At 55.5% G+C, this 17,963-nt stretch carries 12 protein-coding genes, 2 tRNA genes, 1 rRNA gene and 1 riboswitch; of the genes, 11 read left to right on the top strand and 4 right to left on the bottom strand.

All coding sequences use genetic code 11. The features are described 5' to 3' along the window. Positions 1-196: 196 nt before the first annotated feature. The gene (gene ppc / locus BWI95_RS00920; protein ID WP_076768841.1) at positions 197-2,848 is read right to left on the bottom strand and encodes a phosphoenolpyruvate carboxylase; all 2,652 of its coding nucleotides are present in this window, start codon (positions 2,846-2,848) and stop codon (positions 197-199) included. A 253-nt stretch (positions 2,849-3,101) separates the two neighbouring features. Continuing rightward, a complete protein-coding gene (gene argE / locus BWI95_RS00915) occupies positions 3,102-4,253 on the bottom strand; it encodes an acetylornithine deacetylase (protein ID WP_076768840.1) in 1,152 nt (383 codons plus the stop codon). 170 nt (positions 4,254-4,423) lie between these two features. Between argE and argC the strand changes: the two genes are divergently transcribed. From argC to oxyR, 4 genes are all read left to right on the top strand, one after another. Beyond that, the gene (gene argC, locus BWI95_RS00910; protein WP_054804431.1) at positions 4,424-5,428 is read left to right on the top strand and encodes an N-acetyl-gamma-glutamyl-phosphate reductase; all 1,005 of its coding nucleotides are present in this window, start codon (positions 4,424-4,426) and stop codon (positions 5,426-5,428) included. A 13-nt stretch (positions 5,429-5,441) separates the two neighbouring features. After that, positions 5,442-6,218: an acetylglutamate kinase gene (argB, locus tag BWI95_RS00905; protein ID WP_094193156.1), complete on the top strand. Its 777-nt coding sequence runs from the start codon at positions 5,442-5,444 to the stop codon at positions 6,216-6,218. 75 nt (positions 6,219-6,293) lie between these two features. After that, positions 6,294-7,667, top strand: a complete 1,374-nt coding sequence (gene argH / locus BWI95_RS00900; protein WP_076768839.1) for an argininosuccinate lyase — start codon at positions 6,294-6,296, stop codon at positions 7,665-7,667. Between the two features lie 260 nt (positions 7,668-7,927). Continuing rightward, positions 7,928-8,845, top strand: coding sequence for a DNA-binding transcriptional regulator OxyR (gene oxyR, locus BWI95_RS00895; RefSeq protein WP_054804432.1), 918 nt, complete (start codon positions 7,928-7,930; stop codon positions 8,843-8,845). Here oxyR and sthA read toward each other — a convergent pair. Further along, positions 8,828-10,228 carry a Si-specific NAD(P)(+) transhydrogenase gene (gene sthA, locus BWI95_RS00890; RefSeq protein WP_023479370.1) on the bottom strand — a complete coding sequence of 467 codons (1,401 nt, stop codon included), beginning with the start codon at positions 10,226-10,228 and terminating at the stop codon, positions 8,828-8,830. The genes oxyR and sthA overlap by 18 nt on opposite strands. Before the next feature lie 196 nt (positions 10,229-10,424). Here sthA and fabR point away from each other — a divergent pair, with 196 nt between their 5' ends. Both fabR and BWI95_RS00880 read left to right on the top strand, forming a co-directional pair. Next, on the top strand, positions 10,425-11,069 hold the full coding sequence (gene fabR / locus BWI95_RS00885) for an HTH-type transcriptional repressor FabR (protein WP_034812619.1): 645 nt from the start codon (positions 10,425-10,427) through the stop codon (positions 11,067-11,069). 3 nt (positions 11,070-11,072) lie between these two features. After that, positions 11,073-11,444 (top strand): YijD family membrane protein, encoded by a 372-nt coding sequence (locus BWI95_RS00880; RefSeq protein WP_023479341.1) that lies wholly within the window; start codon positions 11,073-11,075, stop codon positions 11,442-11,444. A 41-nt stretch (positions 11,445-11,485) separates the two neighbouring features. Here BWI95_RS00880 and trmA read toward each other — a convergent pair whose 3' ends face one another. After that, positions 11,486-12,586 carry a tRNA (uridine(54)-C5)-methyltransferase TrmA gene (gene trmA / locus BWI95_RS00875; protein ID WP_054804434.1) on the bottom strand — a complete coding sequence of 367 codons (1,101 nt, stop codon included), beginning with the start codon at positions 12,584-12,586 and terminating at the stop codon, positions 11,486-11,488. A 116-nt stretch (positions 12,587-12,702) separates the two neighbouring features. Continuing rightward, a riboswitch (cobalamin riboswitch) is annotated at positions 12,703-12,872 on the top strand. A 66-nt stretch (positions 12,873-12,938) separates the two neighbouring features. On the opposite strand from trmA, the gene btuB reads away from it, so the two are divergent. The 5 genes from btuB (at position 12,939) to BWI95_RS00845 (ending at position 17,804) form a co-directional block, all read left to right on the top strand. Further along, positions 12,939-14,777 (top strand): TonB-dependent vitamin B12 receptor BtuB, encoded by a 1,839-nt coding sequence (btuB, locus tag BWI95_RS00870; protein WP_076768838.1) that lies wholly within the window; start codon positions 12,939-12,941, stop codon positions 14,775-14,777. Further along, positions 14,722-15,573: a glutamate racemase gene (gene murI / locus BWI95_RS00865; protein WP_023479359.1), complete on the top strand. Its 852-nt coding sequence runs from the start codon at positions 14,722-14,724 to the stop codon at positions 15,571-15,573. Before btuB ends, murI begins: the two co-directional genes overlap by 56 nt. 355 nt (positions 15,574-15,928) lie before the next feature. Continuing rightward, positions 15,929-17,470: ribosomal RNA gene (locus tag BWI95_RS00855) — 16S ribosomal RNA — on the top strand. A gap of 73 nt (positions 17,471-17,543) precedes the next feature. Beyond that, positions 17,544-17,620: transfer RNA gene (locus BWI95_RS00850), tRNA-Ile, on the top strand. A 108-nt stretch (positions 17,621-17,728) separates the two neighbouring features. Continuing rightward, a tRNA-Ala gene (locus BWI95_RS00845) sits at positions 17,729-17,804 on the top strand. The last annotated feature ends 159 nt before the right edge of the window (positions 17,805-17,963 follow it).

Below are 17,963 nucleotides of genomic sequence, written 5' to 3'. Positions count from 1 at the left end.
AAACATAGCGGCTAAAGCTTAAGCAAACCTGAATGTCACTATTCAGGCGGGTTTATTGTGGTGAAGACTCACCAGGATGTGAGAATTTCGCGAGGAATATAAGGAATGTGAAGGATAGATGACAACCAAAATTTGCAGCATTTTTACCCAAAAGATAAAAATGCTGCAATCGGTTAACAAAACTAACGCGAGAAGATTAGCCGGTGTTACGCATCCCGGCGGCGACGCCAGCGATGGTCACCATCAGCGCCTGCTCGACGCGGCTATCAGGCTCTTTTTGCTGCTCTTCTGCCAGACGCGAGCGTTGCAGCAGCTCGGCCTGCAACACGTTGAGCGGGTCGGTGTAGATGTTACGTAACTGGATAGATTCAGCAATCCACGGCAGATCGGCCATCAGATGGGAGTCGTTGGCGATATCCAGCACCACTTTGATATCAGCCGCCAGCAGCTTACGCAGCTCTTTGCCCAGCGGCCACAGCTCCGGTTTCACCAGGCGCTGATCGTAATACTCTGCCAGCCACAGATCTGCTTTCGAGAAGACCATCTCCAGCATGCCAAGGCGCGTGGAGAAGAAGGGCCAGTCGCGGCACATCGCTTCCAGTTCGCTCTGTTTGCCATCTTCCACCACTTTTTGCAGCGCCGCACCCGCGCCGAGCCAGGCCGGCAGCATCAGGCGATTCTGCGTCCAGGCGAAAATCCACGGAATAGCGCGCAGCGACTCGACGCCGCCGGTCGGGCGACGTTTTGCCGGACGCGAACCCAGCGGCAGCTTGCCCAGCTCCTGCTCCGGCGTTGCCGAGCGGAAGTAGGGCACAAAGTCTTTGTTTTCGCGCACATAACCACGGTACATTTCGCAGGAGATAGCCGACAGCTCATCCATAATGTGACGCCATTCGGTTTTTGGCTCCGGCGGCGGCAGCAGGTTGGCTTCCATAATCGCGCTGGTGTACAGCGAGAGGCTGCTGATGGTCACTTCCGGCAGACCATATTTAAAGCGGATCATCTCGCCCTGCTCGGTGACGCGCAGGCCGCCTTTCAGGCTGCCAGGGGGTTGCGAGAGCAGCGCCGCGTGCGCCGGTGCGCCGCCGCGACCAATAGATCCACCGCGACCGTGGAACAGCGTCAGCTCAATGCCCGCTTTCTCACAGGTTTTGATCAATGCGTCCTGTGCCTGGTACTGCGCCCAGCTGGCGGCCATCACGCCCGCATCTTTCGCGGAGTCGGAGTAGCCAATCATCACCATCTGTTTGCCCTGAATAAAGCCGCGATACCAGTCGATATTGAGCAGCTGGCTCATCACGTCATTGGCGTTGTTCAGGTCATCAAGGGTTTCAAACAGCGGTGCAACCGGTAGGGCGAAGCCGATCCCGGCCTCTTTCAACAGCAGATGGACGGCCAGCACGTCGGACGGCGTTTTCGCCATCGAGATCACATACGCAGCAATCGATCCGCGCGGCGCTTCGGCGATCACCCGGCAGGTGTCGAGCACTTCGCGGGTCTCGTCGCTTGGCTCCCACTGGCGCGGCAGTAATGGACGTTTGGAGTTAAGCTCGCGGATCAGGAAAGCCTGTTTGTCAGCTTCTGACCAGCTTTCGTAATCGCCGATGCCGAGATAGCGGGTCAGCTCGCCCAGCGCTTCGGTGTGGCGGGTGCTCTCCTGGCGAATATCGATACGCACTAAAGGCACGCCAAAACTCTTCACGCGGCGCAGGGTATCAAGCAGTTCGCCGTTGGCGATAATGCCCATGCCGCAGGCCTGCAAGGATTTATAACAGGCGTAGAGCGGCTCCCACAGCTGCTCGTTTTGCGTCAGCAGCCCGGCAGGCTTCGGCAGCTTCTGCCCTTTCAGGCGCGCTTCCAGCCAGCTCTGCGTCGCGATCAGATCGCCGCGCAGCTTTTTCATCAGGTAACGATACGGCTCGCGGGCGCCTTCGGCACCGGCCAGTTCGCGCAGCTCATCGGTACACTCAACCATCGACAGCTCGGAAATCAGCAACTGGATATCTTTCAGGAAGAGATCGGTCGCTTTCCAGCGGCTAAGCAGCAGAACGTGGCGGGTGATATCGGCGGTGACGTTCGGGTTGCCGTCACGGTCGCCGCCCATCCAGGAGGTAAAGCGCACCGGGACAAAATCGACCGGCAGCTTGTAATTGAGGTTCTCTTCCAGCTGTTCGTTCAGCTCGCGCAGGTAGTTTGGTACCCCTTCCCACAGGCTGTTTTCCACCACCGCAAAGCCCCACTTCGCTTCATCAACCGGGCTTGGGCGATTGCGGCGGATCTCATCCGTGTGCCAGGACTGGGCGATCAGCTGGCGCAGACGGCGCATCAGCTGGTGGCGCTCATAATCGGCGATATCGCTGTTATCAAGCTGTTTTAAACAGGCATTCACTTCCACCATCTTGTGGATGAGGGTGCGACGCGTGATCTCCGTCGGATGCGCGGTCAGTACCAGCTCCAGCGAGAGGGATTCAATCGCATTGATAATGGTGGATTCGTTGAGATGAGGTTGGTCTTTCAGCTTTCTGATGGTGCGGGCAATCACCTCCGGGTTGCTGGCCGCTTCGCCTTTCGCTGAAATGCTGTGGTACTGCTCGGCGGTGTTCGCCAGATTCAGAAACTGGCTGAATGCGCGGGCCACCGGCAGCAGCTCATCATTAGAGAGATTCTGCAGGGTAGTGAGCAGTGCCTGGCGGTCGGTTTCGTTGCCAGCGCGAGAAGATTTGGACAGCTTACGGATTGTTTCGACGCGGTCGAGAATGTTCTCGCCCAGTGCATCCTTGATGGTATCTCCCAGCAGTTTGCCGAGCATACTGACATTACTACGCAACGCGGAATATTGTTCGTTCATGTTACCCCAGACACCCCATCTCATTTTGTTTTGTTATACCCGCCGTTGAGCAGATATAAGACACCGTCTTTTATAAAGCCACGTAAAACTCACTACGTCAATTGCGGCGAAATCGGTTCAGCAAACGAATAAATCACGGGAATTTATGAAAGTTAACACCCTTCGCTGCAGATAAGTTTCGCTTATGAAATGCACTATTTTGGCGCATAAAAATCCCCTCAGCAGAGGGGAGTATTCATCTGTTTTGTCGCGCTTAATGCCAACAGAAATGGTGCACAACCTGAGTAATAAGCTCGCGCGTTGGCTTAATAAAGCGCGTTTCCAGGTATTCATCCGGTTGGTGCGCCTGGTTAATGGAGCCAGGGCCGAGGACCAGCGTCGGGCAGAGAGTCTGGATAAACGGCGCTTCGGTGCAGTAGTTCACCACCTCCGTTTCGACGCCGAGCAGTTTTTCCACCACTTCCACCAGCTGATGATCGGGCGGGCATTCGTAACCGGGGATCGGTGGATGGAGTTCAAAGACATTCAGGCGGCCCGGCCAGCGCGAACTGACCGGCTCCAGCGCTTCATTAAGCAGACCGTTGAGATCGTCGAGCGTCATCCCCGGCAGCGGGCGAATATCCATATGTAATTCACAGCAGGCGCAGATTCGGTTTGCCGCATCACCACCATGAATATGTCCCAGGTTAAGCGTCGGATAGGGAACGGTAAACGCCTCGTAGTGATAACGCGCTTTCAGGTTGTCGCGCAGGGTCAGGATATGGCCGATGGCATCGTGCATCAATTCAATGGCGTTGACGCCGCGCGCCGGATCGCTCGAGTGGCCGGACTGACCAAGAATGCGAATGGCGTTGGAGATATGGCCTTTATGGGCGCGAACCGGCTGCAGTGAGGTCGGCTCGCCAATAATCGCGCAATCCGGGCGCAGCTGCGTATTCTCAGAGAAGTAGCGCGCGCCCGCCATGCTGGTCTCTTCATCGGCGGTGGCGAGGATGTAGAGCGGCTTGCTCAGTTTTGTCACATCGACGTCACGCAGGGCATCAAGAATAAAGGCGAAGAAGCCCTTCATATCCGCTGTGCCAAGGCCGTAGAGCTTGTTGTCGTGCTCGGTCAGGGTGAAGGGATCGCGCGTCCAGCGCCCATCGTCAAACGGCACGGTGTCCGTATGGCCGGTTAATAACAGCCCGCCCGCGCCGCTACCGACGCTGGCAAGCATATTGAATTTGTTACGTGTGCCGGGTACCGGCTGCACTTCAACAGTGAACCCAAGATCGCCAAACCATCCTGCCAGCAGATTGATTAAAGACGCATTACTCTGATCGAGTGCTTCTTCCGTTGCGCTGATCGACGGAGTGGCAATCAGGGCGCGGTAGATCTCGATAAATGGCGGCAAATTCATTTTCATTGTTGACATACCTGAGTTCGTGATAGTATCAATATTCATGCAGTAAATGTGCATAAAAATACAATAATGTTGAGCGTATGGGAACCCGTAAGGCGACTTTGCTCAGCGACGCGGGAGGGAGAACGCACCCTTCCAGATCCGAACATGACGTAAGAAGGTAGACCGCACCGATGTTGAACACATTAATTGTGGGTGCCAGCGGTTACGCCGGCGCAGAACTTGTGTCCTATGTAAATCGCCATCCTCATATGAACATAACCGCTTTGACGGTTTCTGCGCAAAGTAATGATGCAGGAAAATGTCTCTCCGATTTACATCCGCAGCTGAAGGGCATTGTTGATCTGCCGCTGCAGCCGATGGCCGATATCAAGGATTTTCTGACCGGTGTGGATGTGGTGTTCCTCGCAACCGCCCACGAAGTGAGCCACGATTTGGTGCCGGATTGCCTGGCGGCTGGCTGCGTGGTGTTCGATCTCTCTGGCGCGTTCCGCGTGAACGATCCCGCGTTTTATGAAACCTTCTATGGCTTTACTCATCAGCATGCCGATCTGCTCGAAAAAGCGGTTTACGGCCTGGCGGAGTGGAACCATGACAAAATCAAAGAGGCGCAACTGGTTGCCGTGCCAGGTTGCTACCCGACGGCGGCGCAGCTCTCGTTAAAACCGCTGATCGATGCGGGCCTGCTGGATCTTAATCAGTGGCCGGTGATCAATGCCACCAGCGGCGTCAGCGGTGCAGGGCGCAAAGCCGCGCTCTCTAACAGCTTCTGTGAAGTGAGCCTGCAACCGTACGGCATCTTCAACCATCGCCACCATCCGGAAATCGCCACGCATCTCGGTACGGACGTGATCTTCACGCCGCATCTGGCAAGCTTCCCGCGTGGGATCCTGGAAACCATCACCTGCCGCTTAAAACCGGGCGTGACCCATGCGCAAATCGCAGCTGTGTTCAAACAGGCTTACGACGGCAAACCGCTGGTGCGCCTGTATGAAAAAGGCGTCCCGGCGCTGAAAAACGTGGTCGGCCTGCCATTCTGCGACATCGGCTTTGCCGTGCAGGGCGAGCACCTGATTGTGGTGGCGACGGAAGATAACCTGCTGAAAGGCGCGGCGGCGCAGGCGATGCAGTGTGCCAATATTCGTTTCGGCTATGCTGAAACCCAGTCTCTTATCTAATCGAACAGGCGTGATGATGAATCCATTAATTATTAAGCTCGGTGGCGTACTGCTGGATAGCGAAGAAGCGCTGGAGCGTTTGTTTACCGCCCTGGTGCAGTACCGCGAAGCCCATCAGCGCCCGCTGGTGATCGTTCACGGCGGCGGCTGCGTGGTGGATGAGTTAATGAAGCAGCTCAATCTGCCGGTGAAGAAGAAGAATGGCCTGCGCGTGACGCCTGCCGATCAGATTGACATCATTACCGGCGCGCTGGCGGGCACCGCCAACAAAACGCTGCTGGCGTGGGCGAAGAAACACCATATCGCTTCGGTAGGTCTGTTCCTTGGCGATGGCGACAGCGTCAGCGTCACCCAACTGGATGAAGAGCTTGGTCATGTCGGTTTAGCGCAGCCGGGCTCGCCGACGCTGATTAACACCCTGCTGGAGGGCGGTTTCCTGCCTGTCGTCAGCTCCATCGGCGTGACCGATGAAGGCAAGCTGATGAACGTTAACGCCGATCAGGCAGCAACGGCGCTGGCGGCGACCCTTGGCGCGGATCTGATTCTGCTCTCCGACGTGAGCGGCATTCTTGATGGCAAAGGCCAGCGCATTGCCGAGATGACCGCGGCTAAAGCAGAGCAGCTGATTGCGCAGGGCATTATTACCGATGGCATGATCGTGAAAGTGAATGCGGCGCTTGATGCAGCGCGCACGCTGGGTCGTCCGGTGGATATCGCCTCCTGGCGTCACGCCGAGCAACTGCCGGCACTGTTTAACGGCACGCCAATCGGCACCCGTATTCTGGCTTAATCACAGACACACTTATGTAGGCTGGATAAGCGCAGGCGCCATCCGGCAAAACGTAGAAAAAGAAGGAAGCATATTATGGCACTTTGGGGCGGGCGTTTTACTCAGGCAGCGGATCAACGGTTCAAACAGTTCAACGACTCTTTGCGCTTTGACTACCGCCTGGCGGAGCAGGATATCGTTGGCTCTGTGGCCTGGTCCAAAGCGTTAGTCACCGTTGGCGTAATGACCGACGCCGAGCAGCAGCAGCTGGAAGAGGCGCTGAACACCCTGCTGGAAGAGGTGCGCGCCAACCCGGAGCAGATCCTGCAAAGCGACGCGGAAGATATTCACAGCTGGGTGGAAGGTAAGCTGATCGACAAAGTGGGCCAACTGGGCAAGAAATTGCACACCGGGCGCAGCCGTAACGACCAGGTCGCGACGGATTTAAAGCTGTGGTGCAAAGAGACCATCAGTGAACTGCTGCTGGCCAACCGTCAGTTGCAGAGCGCGCTGGTGGTGACCGCAGAGAATAATCAGGATGCCGTCATGCCGGGTTATACGCACCTGCAACGCGCCCAGCCGGTCACTTTTGCGCACTGGTCTTTGGCCTACGTTGAGATGCTGGCCCGCGATGAGAGCCGTTTGCAGGATGCGCTGAAGCGCCTGGATGTCAGCCCGCTGGGCTGCGGCGCGCTGGCGGGTACCGCTTATGAGATCGATCGTGAACAGCTGGCGGGCTGGTTAGGTTTCGCGTCGGCTACCCGTAACAGCCTCGACAGCGTCTCCGATCGCGACCACGTGCTTGAACTGCTCTCCGATGCCTCGATTGGCATGGTGCACCTGTCGCGTTTTGCCGAAGATCTGATCTTCTTCAACTCCGGCGAAGCGGGCTTTGTTGAGCTTTCCGATCGCGTTACTTCCGGCTCATCGTTAATGCCGCAGAAGAAAAACCCGGATGCGCTGGAGCTGATCCGCGGCAAGTGCGGCCGTGTTCAGGGTGCGCTGACCGGTATGATGATGACGCTGAAAGGGCTGCCGTTGGCCTACAACAAAGATATGCAGGAAGATAAAGAGGGGCTGTTCGACGCGCTCGATACCTGGCTTGACTGCCTGCATATGGCGACGCTGGTGCTGGATGGTATTCAGGTCAAACGCCCACGTTGCCAGGAAGCGGCGCAGCAGGGTTACGCCAATGCGACCGAGCTGGCAGATTATCTGGTCGCCAAAGGCGTGCCGTTCCGCGAAGCACACCACATTGTGGGTGAAGCGGTTGTGGAGGCGATTCGTCAGGGTAAACCGCTGGAGGAGCTGGCGCTTGCCGACCTGCAACAGTTCAGTGCGGTGATTGGCGACGATGTCTACCCGATCCTTGCCCTGCAATCGTGCCTGGATAAACGCGCGGCGAAAGGGGGCGTTTCCCCGACGCAGGTAGCGCAGGCAATTGCTGAAGCGAAAGCGCGCCTGGTGTGAGATAAGCGTGGAAACAGAGTGAGCCTGGCGTAACGCCGGGCTTTTTTATGCAAAAAAAAGCGGACACGGGGTCCGCAAAACGTTCACGTTGGCTTTAGTTGTACAGAGAGAAACGGTAGTGAAAAGGGTGACTGGTTAGGGTAGAACACAGTACCGCTACGTTTCCTGGAGCCAATTATTGTACAGAAGGCTTGATAGGGATAATCGTTCGTTGCTATGCTATTTATCGCCATGAACTATCGTGGCGACGGAGGATGAAGATGAATATTCGTGATCTTGAATACCTGGTGGCGTTAGCGGAACACCGCCATTTTCGCCGTGCAGCCGACTCGTGCCACGTCAGCCAACCTACGCTGAGCGGGCAGATCCGCAAACTGGAAGATGAATTGGGCGTAATGCTGCTTGAGCGCACCAGCCGCAAAGTTCTCTTTACCCAGGCTGGATTGCTGCTGGTGGACCAGGCGCGCACGGTACTGCGCGAGGTCAAGGTGCTGAAAGAGATGGCAAGCCAGCAAGGTGAAGCCATGTCCGGCCCGCTGCATATCGGGCTGATCCCGACCGTAGGCCCCTATCTGCTGCCGCATATTATTCCGCTGCTGCATCAAACCTTCCCGAAACTTGAGATGTATCTGCACGAAGCGCAGACGCAGCAGCTGCTGGCGCAGCTTGATAGCGGCAAGCTCGACTGCGCGATCCTCGCGCTGGTCAAAGAGAGTGAAGCTTTTATTGAAGTGCCGCTGTTTGACGAGCCGATGATGCTGGCGATTTATGAAGATCACGCCTGGGCGAACCGCGACTGCGTGCCGATGGCCGATCTGGCGGGTGAAAAACTGCTGATGCTGGAAGATGGGCACTGCCTGCGCGATCAGGCGATGGGCTTCTGCTTTGAAGCGGGCGCGGATGAGGATACCCATTTCCGCGCAACCAGCCTGGAAACGCTGCGTAATATGGTCGCGGCCGGGAGCGGCATCACGCTGCTGCCTGCGCTTGCCGTACCGCGCGAGCGTAAACGTGATGGCGTGGTCTACTTACCGTGCATTAAGCCGGAGCCGAAGCGTACCGTTGGGCTGGTTTATCGACCGGGCTCGCCGCTGCGCAGCCGCTATGAGCAGCTGGCAGAGGCCATCCGCGGCGCGATGGATGGTCATTTCGACAAAGGCTTAAAACAGGCGGTTTAGGCCGTTCAGTGCCGCTACCCGATAGGCTTCCGCCATGGTTGGGTAATTGAAGGTGGTGTTAACGAAGTACTCAATGGTGTTACCGCCACCTTTCTGCTCCATAATCGCCTGGCCGATATGAATAATCTCGGCCGCGCGCTCGCCAAAGCAGTGGATCCCCAAAATCTCTTTCGTTTCGCGGTGAAACAGAATCTTCAGCGTACCAATGTTCATGCCGACGATTTGCGCCCGTGCGAGGTGTTTAAACTGCGCACGGCCCACTTCATAAGGCACTTTCATGGCGGTGAGCTGCTGTTCGGTTTTCCCGACGGAGCTGATCTCCGGAATGGTGTAGATCCCGGTCGGGATATCCTCAATCAGATGCGCGGTAGCTTCGCCTTTAATCATCGCCTGTGCGGCGATACGCCCCTGATCGTAAGCCGCTGATGCCAGGCTCGGATAACCAATCACATCACCCACGGCATAGATATGCGGTAGCGCGGTCTGGTACATGCTGTTGACCTTCAACTGACCACGGCTATCCGCTTCCAGCCCGATATTGGCAAGCTGAAGGCTGTCGGTGTTGCCAGTGCGGCCGTTCGCGTAGAGCAGGCAGTCCGCTTTCAACTTCTTACCCGATTTCAGGTGCATGATGACGCCATCATCTAATGGCTCAATGCGCTCATACTCTTCGTTGTGGCGAATCACCACGCCGCTGTTCCAGAAGTGGTAGGAGAGGGAGTCGGACATCTCCTGATCGAGAAACGCCAGCAGACGATCGCGGGTGTTGATCAGATCGACCTTTACATTCATACCGCGGAAGATGGACGCATATTCACAGCCGATAACCCCTGCGCCATAGATAATCACGTGGCGAGGTTCGTGGTGCATATCGAGAATCGAGTCGCTGTCGTAGACGCGCGGGTGCGCGAAGTCGACATCATCCGGGTGATAAGGGCGCGAACCGCAGGCGATGACAAACTTCTCCGCCGTCAGCGTTTCGACGGTGCCATCGTGGCACTCCAGCCCCAGCGTGTGGTCATCAATAAAGTGCGCGTTGCCTTCCAGAATATCGCAGTGGTTACGCTCGTAAAAACCCTGACGCATACGCGTTTGCTGGTTAATCACGCTTTCGGCATGGTTCAGGATATCGGAGAAAGAGGAGCGAAGAAGGCGGGTATGGTCGCTGTAGAGCGGGTTTTGGTTAAATTCGATAATACGGCTGACTGCGTGACGGAGCGCTTTCGAGGGGATGGTGCCCCAGTGCGTACAGCCGCCGCCGACATTATGGTAGCGCTCAATAACCGCTACCCGGGCTCCCTGTTTAACGAGGCCCATGGCTGCGCCTTCGCCGCCGGGACCGGAGCCTATCACTATTGCATCGTAATCGTAGGAATGTGGCATGGTAAGGCTTACCTGTTCTTATACATAAAAGCAACATAATACTAACATTAACCACGGGATAACCCAATTATCACTGTGCTTTTTTCCGCTGAAAAAGAAGAATCTGCGCGTAAACAATCCGTCACAATCCAGTACAATCGGTTTGGATTTATTCTCTGGTATAGTGCCAGCGGGCCCCTGGAAGGATTCAAACATCGTGATGGGTGTAAGAGCGCAACAAAAAGAGAGAACGCGGCGGTCACTGGTTGAAGCCGCATTCAGCCAACTGAGCGCTGAGCGAAGTTTTACCAGCCTGAGCCTGCGGGAAGTGGCTCGTGAAGCGGGCATCGCGCCAACGTCATTTTACCGCCACTTCCGCGACGTGGATGAGCTTGGCCTGACGATGGTCGATGAGAGCGGCCTGATGCTACGCCAGCTGATGCGCCAGGCGCGTCAGCGAATTGCCAAAGGCGGCAGCGTGATCCGCACGTCGGTCTCCACTTTTATGGAATTTATTGGCAATAACCCGAACGCCTTCCGGCTACTTTTACGTGAACGCTCCGGAACGTCAGCCGCGTTTCGTGCAGCGGTTGCGCGCGAGATCCAGCACTTTATTGCGGAACTTGCCGATTACCTCGAACTCGAAAACCACATGCCGCGCGCCTTTACGGAAGCGCAGGCTGAAGCGATGGTCACCATCGTTTTTAACGCCGGTGCGGAAGCGCTGGACGTGAGCGCAGAGCAGCGCAAACAGCTGGAAGAGCGGCTGGTTTTACAGCTGCGTATGATTTCAAAAGGCGCATATTACTGGTATCGCCGCGAACAGGAAAAAATGGCGCAACAACCGACGAGTGAAGGATGAATGATGAAACAGTCAGGTCAAGAGAAAGGTACGCTGCTGCTGGCGCTGATCGCCGGTTTGTCGATTAACGGCACGTTTACCGCCGTGTTTAGCTCCCTCGTACCCTTTTCGCTCTTTCCGATTATCTCGCTGGTGCTGACAATCTACTGTCTGCATCAGCGCTACCAGAATCGCACCATGCCGGTAGGTTTACCGGGTCTTTCAGCGGCCTGCTTTATTCTCGGTGTGCTGCTCTATAGCGCCGTGGTGCGGGCGGAGTATCCGGATATGGGCTCCAACTTCCTGCCCGCGCTGCTGGCGGTAATTCTGGTCTTCTGGATTGGCTTTCGCCTGCGCAACCGCAGCCGCCAGTACGAAGCCTCCGATTCCGAGTAAGCGGTAAGCCGGAGGGCGTTTTAGCACCTCCGGCATCGCGATTACTTGCGCGTCAGCAGAACGCCGCACTCCATATGGTGCGTGTAGGGGAACTGGTCAAACAGCGCCAGGCGTGAAACCGTATGCGTCTGGCTTAATGTTTCCAGGTTTTTGCACAACGTTTCCGGGTTGCAGGAGATATAAAGGATGCGCGGGTAAGCCTGCACCATCTTCTCAGTTTCCGCATCCAGCCCGCTGCGCGGTGGATCGACGAAAATCGTTTCGCACTGGTAGCTCTGCAAATCAATGCCCTGTAAGCGGTTAAAAGCGCGTACGCCGTTCATCGCCTGGGTAAACTCCTCCGCCGACATGCGGATAATCTGCACATTATCAATCTGGTTCGCCGCGATGTTGTACTGCGCCGCTGCAACCGAAGGTTTGGCAATTTCTGTTGCCAGCACGCGATCGAAATTACGCGCCAGCGCCAGCGAGAAGTTGCCGTTGCCGCAGTAAAGCTCCAGCAGATCGCCTTTTGACCCACGCGTGACATCCAGCGCCCACTCCAGCATCTGAATATTCATCGCCGCATTCGGCTGGGTGAAGCTGTTCTCCACCTGGCGGTAGATCATCTCCTGACCGCCAACCGGCAGACGCTCATCGACGAAATCCTGGTCCAGCTCGATTTTGGTTTTGGTGGCGCGGCCAATAATCTGCACATTCAGGTTCTGCGCGCGTAACGCATCGCGCAGACGCGTGGCCTCTTCCTGCCACTCGGCATCCAGCTTCTTGTGATAGAGCAGCGTGACGATCGCCTGGTTGCTCAGGGTGCTCAGGTAATCAATCTGGAAGAGTTTATGGCGCAGGGTTTTGTTGTCGCGCACCGCCTCGATCATCACCGACATTAATTGGTTAATCAGCTCGCTTGCCGCCGGGAAGCTGTCGACGCGGATACGCGATTTGGTCTGCTGATCGAAAATGATGTGGTAGAGATCGTCCCCATCGTGCCAGATACGAAACTCGGCGCGCATGCGGTAATGGCTGACGGGTGAGCGGAACACCTCCGGAAGCGGCGCGGAAAAGGTCGTCATCAACGATTGCAGACGTACGACTTTTTCGGCCAGCTGGGCTTCGTACTGTTCTGTCGGCAGGTGTTCTGGGGTCATGATGCTTCCTGAGAGATTATGAATAACGCGGGGATTGTAGGGATTGCTCACGGGATGTCCAGCCCGCGGCGCAACGAAATAGTCTCGTAGCAGTCTGGACATCTATATGTAACGGAATGTAGCATCCTTTTTCCGGTCCTGTGAGTTAAAAGGGAACCCAGTGCAAATCTGGGGCTGACGCGCAGCGGTAAGGATAAAGGTGAGAGGCCAGACACTGCCTGCGGGTGGGAAGTCGCCTGTCGTAGTACCTCCGAGCCCGAAGACCTGCCGGCATACGTCGCATCTGGTTGTCATCATCGCGAGCTATTGATGGAACCTGCGGCATCCTTCTTATTATGTGGATGCTTACATAATGATAAAAAAAGCTTCGCTGCTGACGGCGCTCTCCGTCACGGCGTTTTCCGGCTGGGCGCAGGATAGCGGTCAGGATCAGTTAGTGGTGACAGCAAACCGTTTTCAACAACCGCTTAAAACCGTGTTGGCACCGACGGAAATTGTTACGCGTGAAGATATCGATCGCTGGCAGTCCCGCTCATTAATTGAGGTTCTGCGCCGCCTTCCGGGCATCGATGTTTCGCAAAGCGGTGGTATTGGGCAGATCTCCTCCGTCTATGTGCGGGGTACGGAAGCCAAACATCTCCTGCTGATGATTGACGGTGTGCCGGTTGGTCGTTCGGGTATCAGCAACAGTCCTGAACTCAACCAGATCCCGCTCTCGCTGGTGCAGCGTGTGGAGTACATCCGCGGGCCGCGCTCGACGGTGTATGGCTCCGGCGCGATTGGCGGCGTAGTAAACATCATTACTCTGACGGGCGATCAGAAATCTCAAATTAATGCTGGCATCGGTTCGAAGGGGTATCAAACCTACGACGGTACAGTGCGCCAGCGTTTTGGTGACACGGTGGTGACCGGTGCGGCCTCCTATACCGGCACGCGCGGGTTTAACGTTCAGCCCGGTTCAAGCTGGGATCATGACGAGGATCGCGACGGCTACCGGAACAAAACCTTCTGGGGCAGCGTTCAGCATACGTTTAACGACAATTTTGACGGCTTCTTCCGCGGATATGACTTCAGCAATAACGTGGACTATGACCTCGGTAGCCCGCCATTTTTACCGGAATACAGCGCCGATGAGCGTCAGCTCTACGCCCAGGGCTGGGATACCGGGCTCAACTTCAACCAGGGCATTTACTCTTCTCAGCTACTGGCGAGCTATCAAAAAAGCAAAGACTACAACTACAGCAGCGTCTATGGTCGATATCATACGGGCACGACGCTGGATGAGCTGGAGCAGCGTTATATCCAGTGGGCAAATAACGTTGATATCGGCAAAGGCTCGGTCGGCGCAGGCGTGGACTGGAAGCAGGAGCGCCTGGTGTCATCTAATGAGACCAGCCGAGATGCCTACGATCGCGATAACACCGGGCTCTATCTGACGGGAATGAAGCAGTTAGGCGATGTAACGCTTGAGGCGTCCGGCCGTGAAGATAAAGATGATTCGTTTGGCTGGCACGGCACCTGGCAGACGGCGGCAGGGTGGGAGTTTGTACCGGACTATCGCCTGACGCTCTCTTACGGCACCGGTTTCCTTGCGCCGTCGCTGGGCCAGCAGTTCGGCGCGAAGCGGTTTGGCATTGCGTCGAATCCAGACCTGAAGCCGGAAGAGTCGAAACAGTGGGAAGCGGGCATTGAAGGGCTTACCGGTCCGCTGGACTGGCGCCTCTCCGCTTACCGGTATGAGATCGAAAATCTCATTAGTTATAGCAATACGACCTATTACAACGTCAACTCGGCCACCATTAAAGGGGTGGAATGGACCGGCAACATTGATACGGGGATTTTCTCTCACCGTATTACGCTGCAATATATTGACCCACGTGATGATGAAACCCACGACGTGTTGCAGCGCAGGGCACAGCGCCAGGCGAAGTACCAGCTTGACTGGTCTGTATATGATGTCGATTTGGATCTTGCCTGGGAGTACTTCAGTAAGCGTCACGATTATACAACGGGCGAGAAACGTATTCTGCCAAGTTATAGCACCGTCGATTTTTCTGCCTCATATCCTGTAACCTCTCACCTGACAGTTCGTGGTAAAATCGCCAACCTGTTCGATAAAGAGTACGAGACAGCATATGGTTACCAAACTGCAGGACGGGAATACACCTTGTCTGGCAGCTACACCTTCTGACGCGCGGCCCACCGTGCTGGTGTTTGACTCCGGTGTCGGTGGGCTTTCCGTGTATGACGAGATCCGGCAGCTCCTGCCGGACTTGCACTATATCTACACCTTCGACAACGTCGCGTTTCCCTATGGTGAGAAGAGCGAGGAGTTTATCGTTGAGCGTGTTGTCGAGATTGTTTCCGCCGTTCAGGCACGTTATCCCCTCTCTCTGGCCATTATTGCCTGTAACTCGGCAAGCACCGTTTCGCTGCCCGCGCTGCGTGAGAAGTTCACCTTCCCGGTAGTGGGTGTGGTGCCAGCGATCAAACCTGCGGCGCGGTTAACGGCAAACGGCATCGTGGGCCTGCTGGCGACGCGCGGGACGGTGAAGCGTCCTTATACGCATGAATTGATCGCGCGCTTCGCTAATGAGTGCCGGATCGAAATGCTGGGTTCCGCTGAGCTGGTGGAGCTGGCCGAAGGCAAACTGCACGGCGAACCTGTGCCGCTTGAGGAGTTGCGCCGTATTCTGCGCCCGTGGCTGCGGATGAAGGAGCCACCGGATACCGTGGTGCTGGGTTGTACCCACTTCCCGCTATTACAAGAAGAGCTGTTGCAGGTGCTGCCAGAAGGGACGCGGCTGATTGATTCCGGTTCGGCTATTGCACGCCGTACCGCCTGGCTACTGGAGCATGAAGCGCCGGAGGCTAAATCGTCTGACAGTAATATTGCCTATTGCATGGCTTTGACGCCGGAAACTGCGCAATTACTGCCCGTTTTGCAGCGCTATGGCTTCGAAAGGCTCGAAAAACTGGCTGTTTAACGCCGTTTTGAGCAAAAAAGAGACGGTTGAAAAGTTTTTTGAAATTAGGGGTTGTCAGGGAAAATTAACTCCCTATAATGCGCCTCCACTGACACGGCACAACGGCAAACACACCGGCCTGTCAGGTGAAGAATTCTGAAAATAATCAGTTGACTTCACAGCGGGAAAGCGTAATATGCACACCCCGCGCCGCTGCGAAAAGCGAAGCGGCACTGCTCTTTAACAATTTATCAGACAATCTGTGTGGGCACTCAGGTGACATGGATTCTTAATGTCTTCGGACACTAAATGAATACCAAGTCTCACGGGTGAACACGTAATTCATTACGGTTTAATTCGATGAGCATCAAACTTTAAATTGAAGAGTTTGATCATGGCTCAGATTGAACGCTGGCGGCAGGCCTAACACATGCAAGTCGAACGGTAACAGGAAGCAGCTTGCTGCTTTGCTGACGAGTGGCGGACGGGTGAGTAATGTCTGGGAAACTGCCTGATGGAGGGGGATAACTACTGGAAACGGTAGCTAATACCGCATAACGTCGCAAGACCAAAGAGGGGGACCTTCGGGCCTCTTGCCATCAGATGTGCCCAGATGGGATTAGCTAGTAGGTGGGGTAACGGCTCACCTAGGCGACGATCCCTAGCTGGTCTGAGAGGATGACCAGCCACACTGGAACTGAGACACGGTCCAGACTCCTACGGGAGGCAGCAGTGGGGAATATTGCACAATGGGCGCAAGCCTGATGCAGCCATGCCGCGTGTATGAAGAAGGCCTTCGGGTTGTAAAGTACTTTCAGCGGGGAGGAAGGCGATGTGGTTAATAACCGCGTCGATTGACGTTACCCGCAGAAGAAGCACCGGCTAACTCCGTGCCAGCAGCCGCGGTAATACGGAGGGTGCAAGCGTTAATCGGAATTACTGGGCGTAAAGCGCACGCAGGCGGTCTGTCAAGTCGGATGTGAAATCCCCGGGCTCAACCTGGGAACTGCATCCGAAACTGGCAGGCTTGAGTCTCGTAGAGGGGGGTAGAATTCCAGGTGTAGCGGTGAAATGCGTAGAGATCTGGAGGAATACCGGTGGCGAAGGCGGCCCCCTGGACGAAGACTGACGCTCAGGTGCGAAAGCGTGGGGAGCAAACAGGATTAGATACCCTGGTAGTCCACGCCGTAAACGATGTCGACTTGGAGGTTGTGCCCTTGAGGCGTGGCTTCCGGAGCTAACGCGTTAAGTCGACCGCCTGGGGAGTACGGCCGCAAGGTTAAAACTCAAATGAATTGACGGGGGCCCGCACAAGCGGTGGAGCATGTGGTTTAATTCGATGCAACGCGAAGAACCTTACCTGGTCTTGACATCCACAGAACTTTCCAGAGATGGATTGGTGCCTTCGGGAACTGTGAGACAGGTGCTGCATGGCTGTCGTCAGCTCGTGTTGTGAAATGTTGGGTTAAGTCCCGCAACGAGCGCAACCCTTATCCTTTGTTGCCAGCGGTTAGGCCGGGAACTCAAAGGAGACTGCCAGTGATAAACTGGAGGAAGGTGGGGATGACGTCAAGTCATCATGGCCCTTACGACCAGGGCTACACACGTGCTACAATGGCGCATACAAAGAGAAGCGATCTCGCGAGAGCTAGCGGACCTCATAAAGTGCGTCGTAGTCCGGATTGGAGTCTGCAACTCGACTCCATGAAGTCGGAATCGCTAGTAATCGTGAATCAGAATGTCACGGTGAATACGTTCCCGGGCCTTGTACACACCGCCCGTCACACCATGGGAGTGGGTTGCAAAAGAAGTAGGTAGCTTAACCTTCGGGAGGGCGCTTACCACTTTGTGATTCATGACTGGGGTGAAGTCGTAACAAGGTAACCGTAGGGGAACCTGCGGTTGGATCACCTCCTTACCTTAAAGAACCTTTCCCTGCAGTGTCCACACAGATTGTCTGATGAAAAATAACGAGCAGTGAAAATCTCTGCAGGCTTGTAGCTCAGGTGGTTAGAGCGCACCCCTGATAAGGGTGAGGTCGGTGGTTCAAGTCCACTCAGGCCTACCAAATTTTCCCTGAATACAGCGTTGTGAAACGACTCGCATACTTCAGTATGCTTCGCCCTTTCACGCCTTGTCTCAGGAAAAATTACCGGTAACGGGATTTAACTACGATGGGGCTATAGCTCAGCTGGGAGAGCGCCTGCTTTGCACGCAGGAGGTCTGCGGTTCGATCCCGCATAGCTCCACCATCCTCACTGTTCGTCACTAGAAAACTTCAGAGTACACATTCTGTGTGTGCTGCGAAGTTTTGCTCTTTAAAAATCTGGATCAAGCTGAAAATTGAAACACAGAACAATGCGAATTGTTCCGTGAGTCTCTCAAATTTTCGCAACTGATGATGTTTTACG

Source organism: Kosakonia cowanii JCM 10956 = DSM 18146 (assembly GCF_001975225.1).
Classification (GTDB): Bacteria; Pseudomonadota; Gammaproteobacteria; order Enterobacterales; family Enterobacteriaceae; genus Kosakonia; species Kosakonia cowanii.
The sequence above is the reverse complement of the archived record's forward strand: the minus strand, read 5'-3'. Positions and strand labels throughout refer to the sequence as shown.

Excerpts from the sequence above, each read along its gene's own strand:
- trmA (WP_054804434.1), bottom strand. The coding sequence starts at position 12,586 with ATGACCCCAGAACACCTGCCGACAGAACAGTACGAAGCCCAGCTGGCC.
- murI (WP_023479359.1), top strand. The coding sequence starts at position 14,722 with ATGGTTACCAAACTGCAGGACGGGAATACACCTTGTCTGGCAGCTACA.
- oxyR (WP_054804432.1), top strand. The coding sequence starts at position 7,928 with ATGAATATTCGTGATCTTGAATACCTGGTGGCGTTAGCGGAACACCGC.
- argC (WP_054804431.1), top strand. The coding sequence starts at position 4,424 with ATGTTGAACACATTAATTGTGGGTGCCAGCGGTTACGCCGGCGCAGAA.
- btuB (WP_076768838.1), top strand. The coding sequence starts at position 12,939 with ATGATAAAAAAAGCTTCGCTGCTGACGGCGCTCTCCGTCACGGCGTTT.
- sthA (WP_023479370.1), bottom strand. The coding sequence starts at position 10,228 with ATGCCACATTCCTACGATTACGATGCAATAGTGATAGGCTCCGGTCCC.
- ppc (WP_076768841.1), bottom strand. The coding sequence starts at position 2,848 with ATGAACGAACAATATTCCGCGTTGCGTAGTAATGTCAGTATGCTCGGC.
- BWI95_RS00880 (WP_023479341.1), top strand. The coding sequence starts at position 11,073 with ATGAAACAGTCAGGTCAAGAGAAAGGTACGCTGCTGCTGGCGCTGATC.
- argB (WP_094193156.1), top strand. The coding sequence starts at position 5,442 with ATGATGAATCCATTAATTATTAAGCTCGGTGGCGTACTGCTGGATAGC.
- argE (WP_076768840.1), bottom strand. The coding sequence starts at position 4,253 with ATGAAAATGAATTTGCCGCCATTTATCGAGATCTACCGCGCCCTGATT.
- argH (WP_076768839.1), top strand. The coding sequence starts at position 6,294 with ATGGCACTTTGGGGCGGGCGTTTTACTCAGGCAGCGGATCAACGGTTC.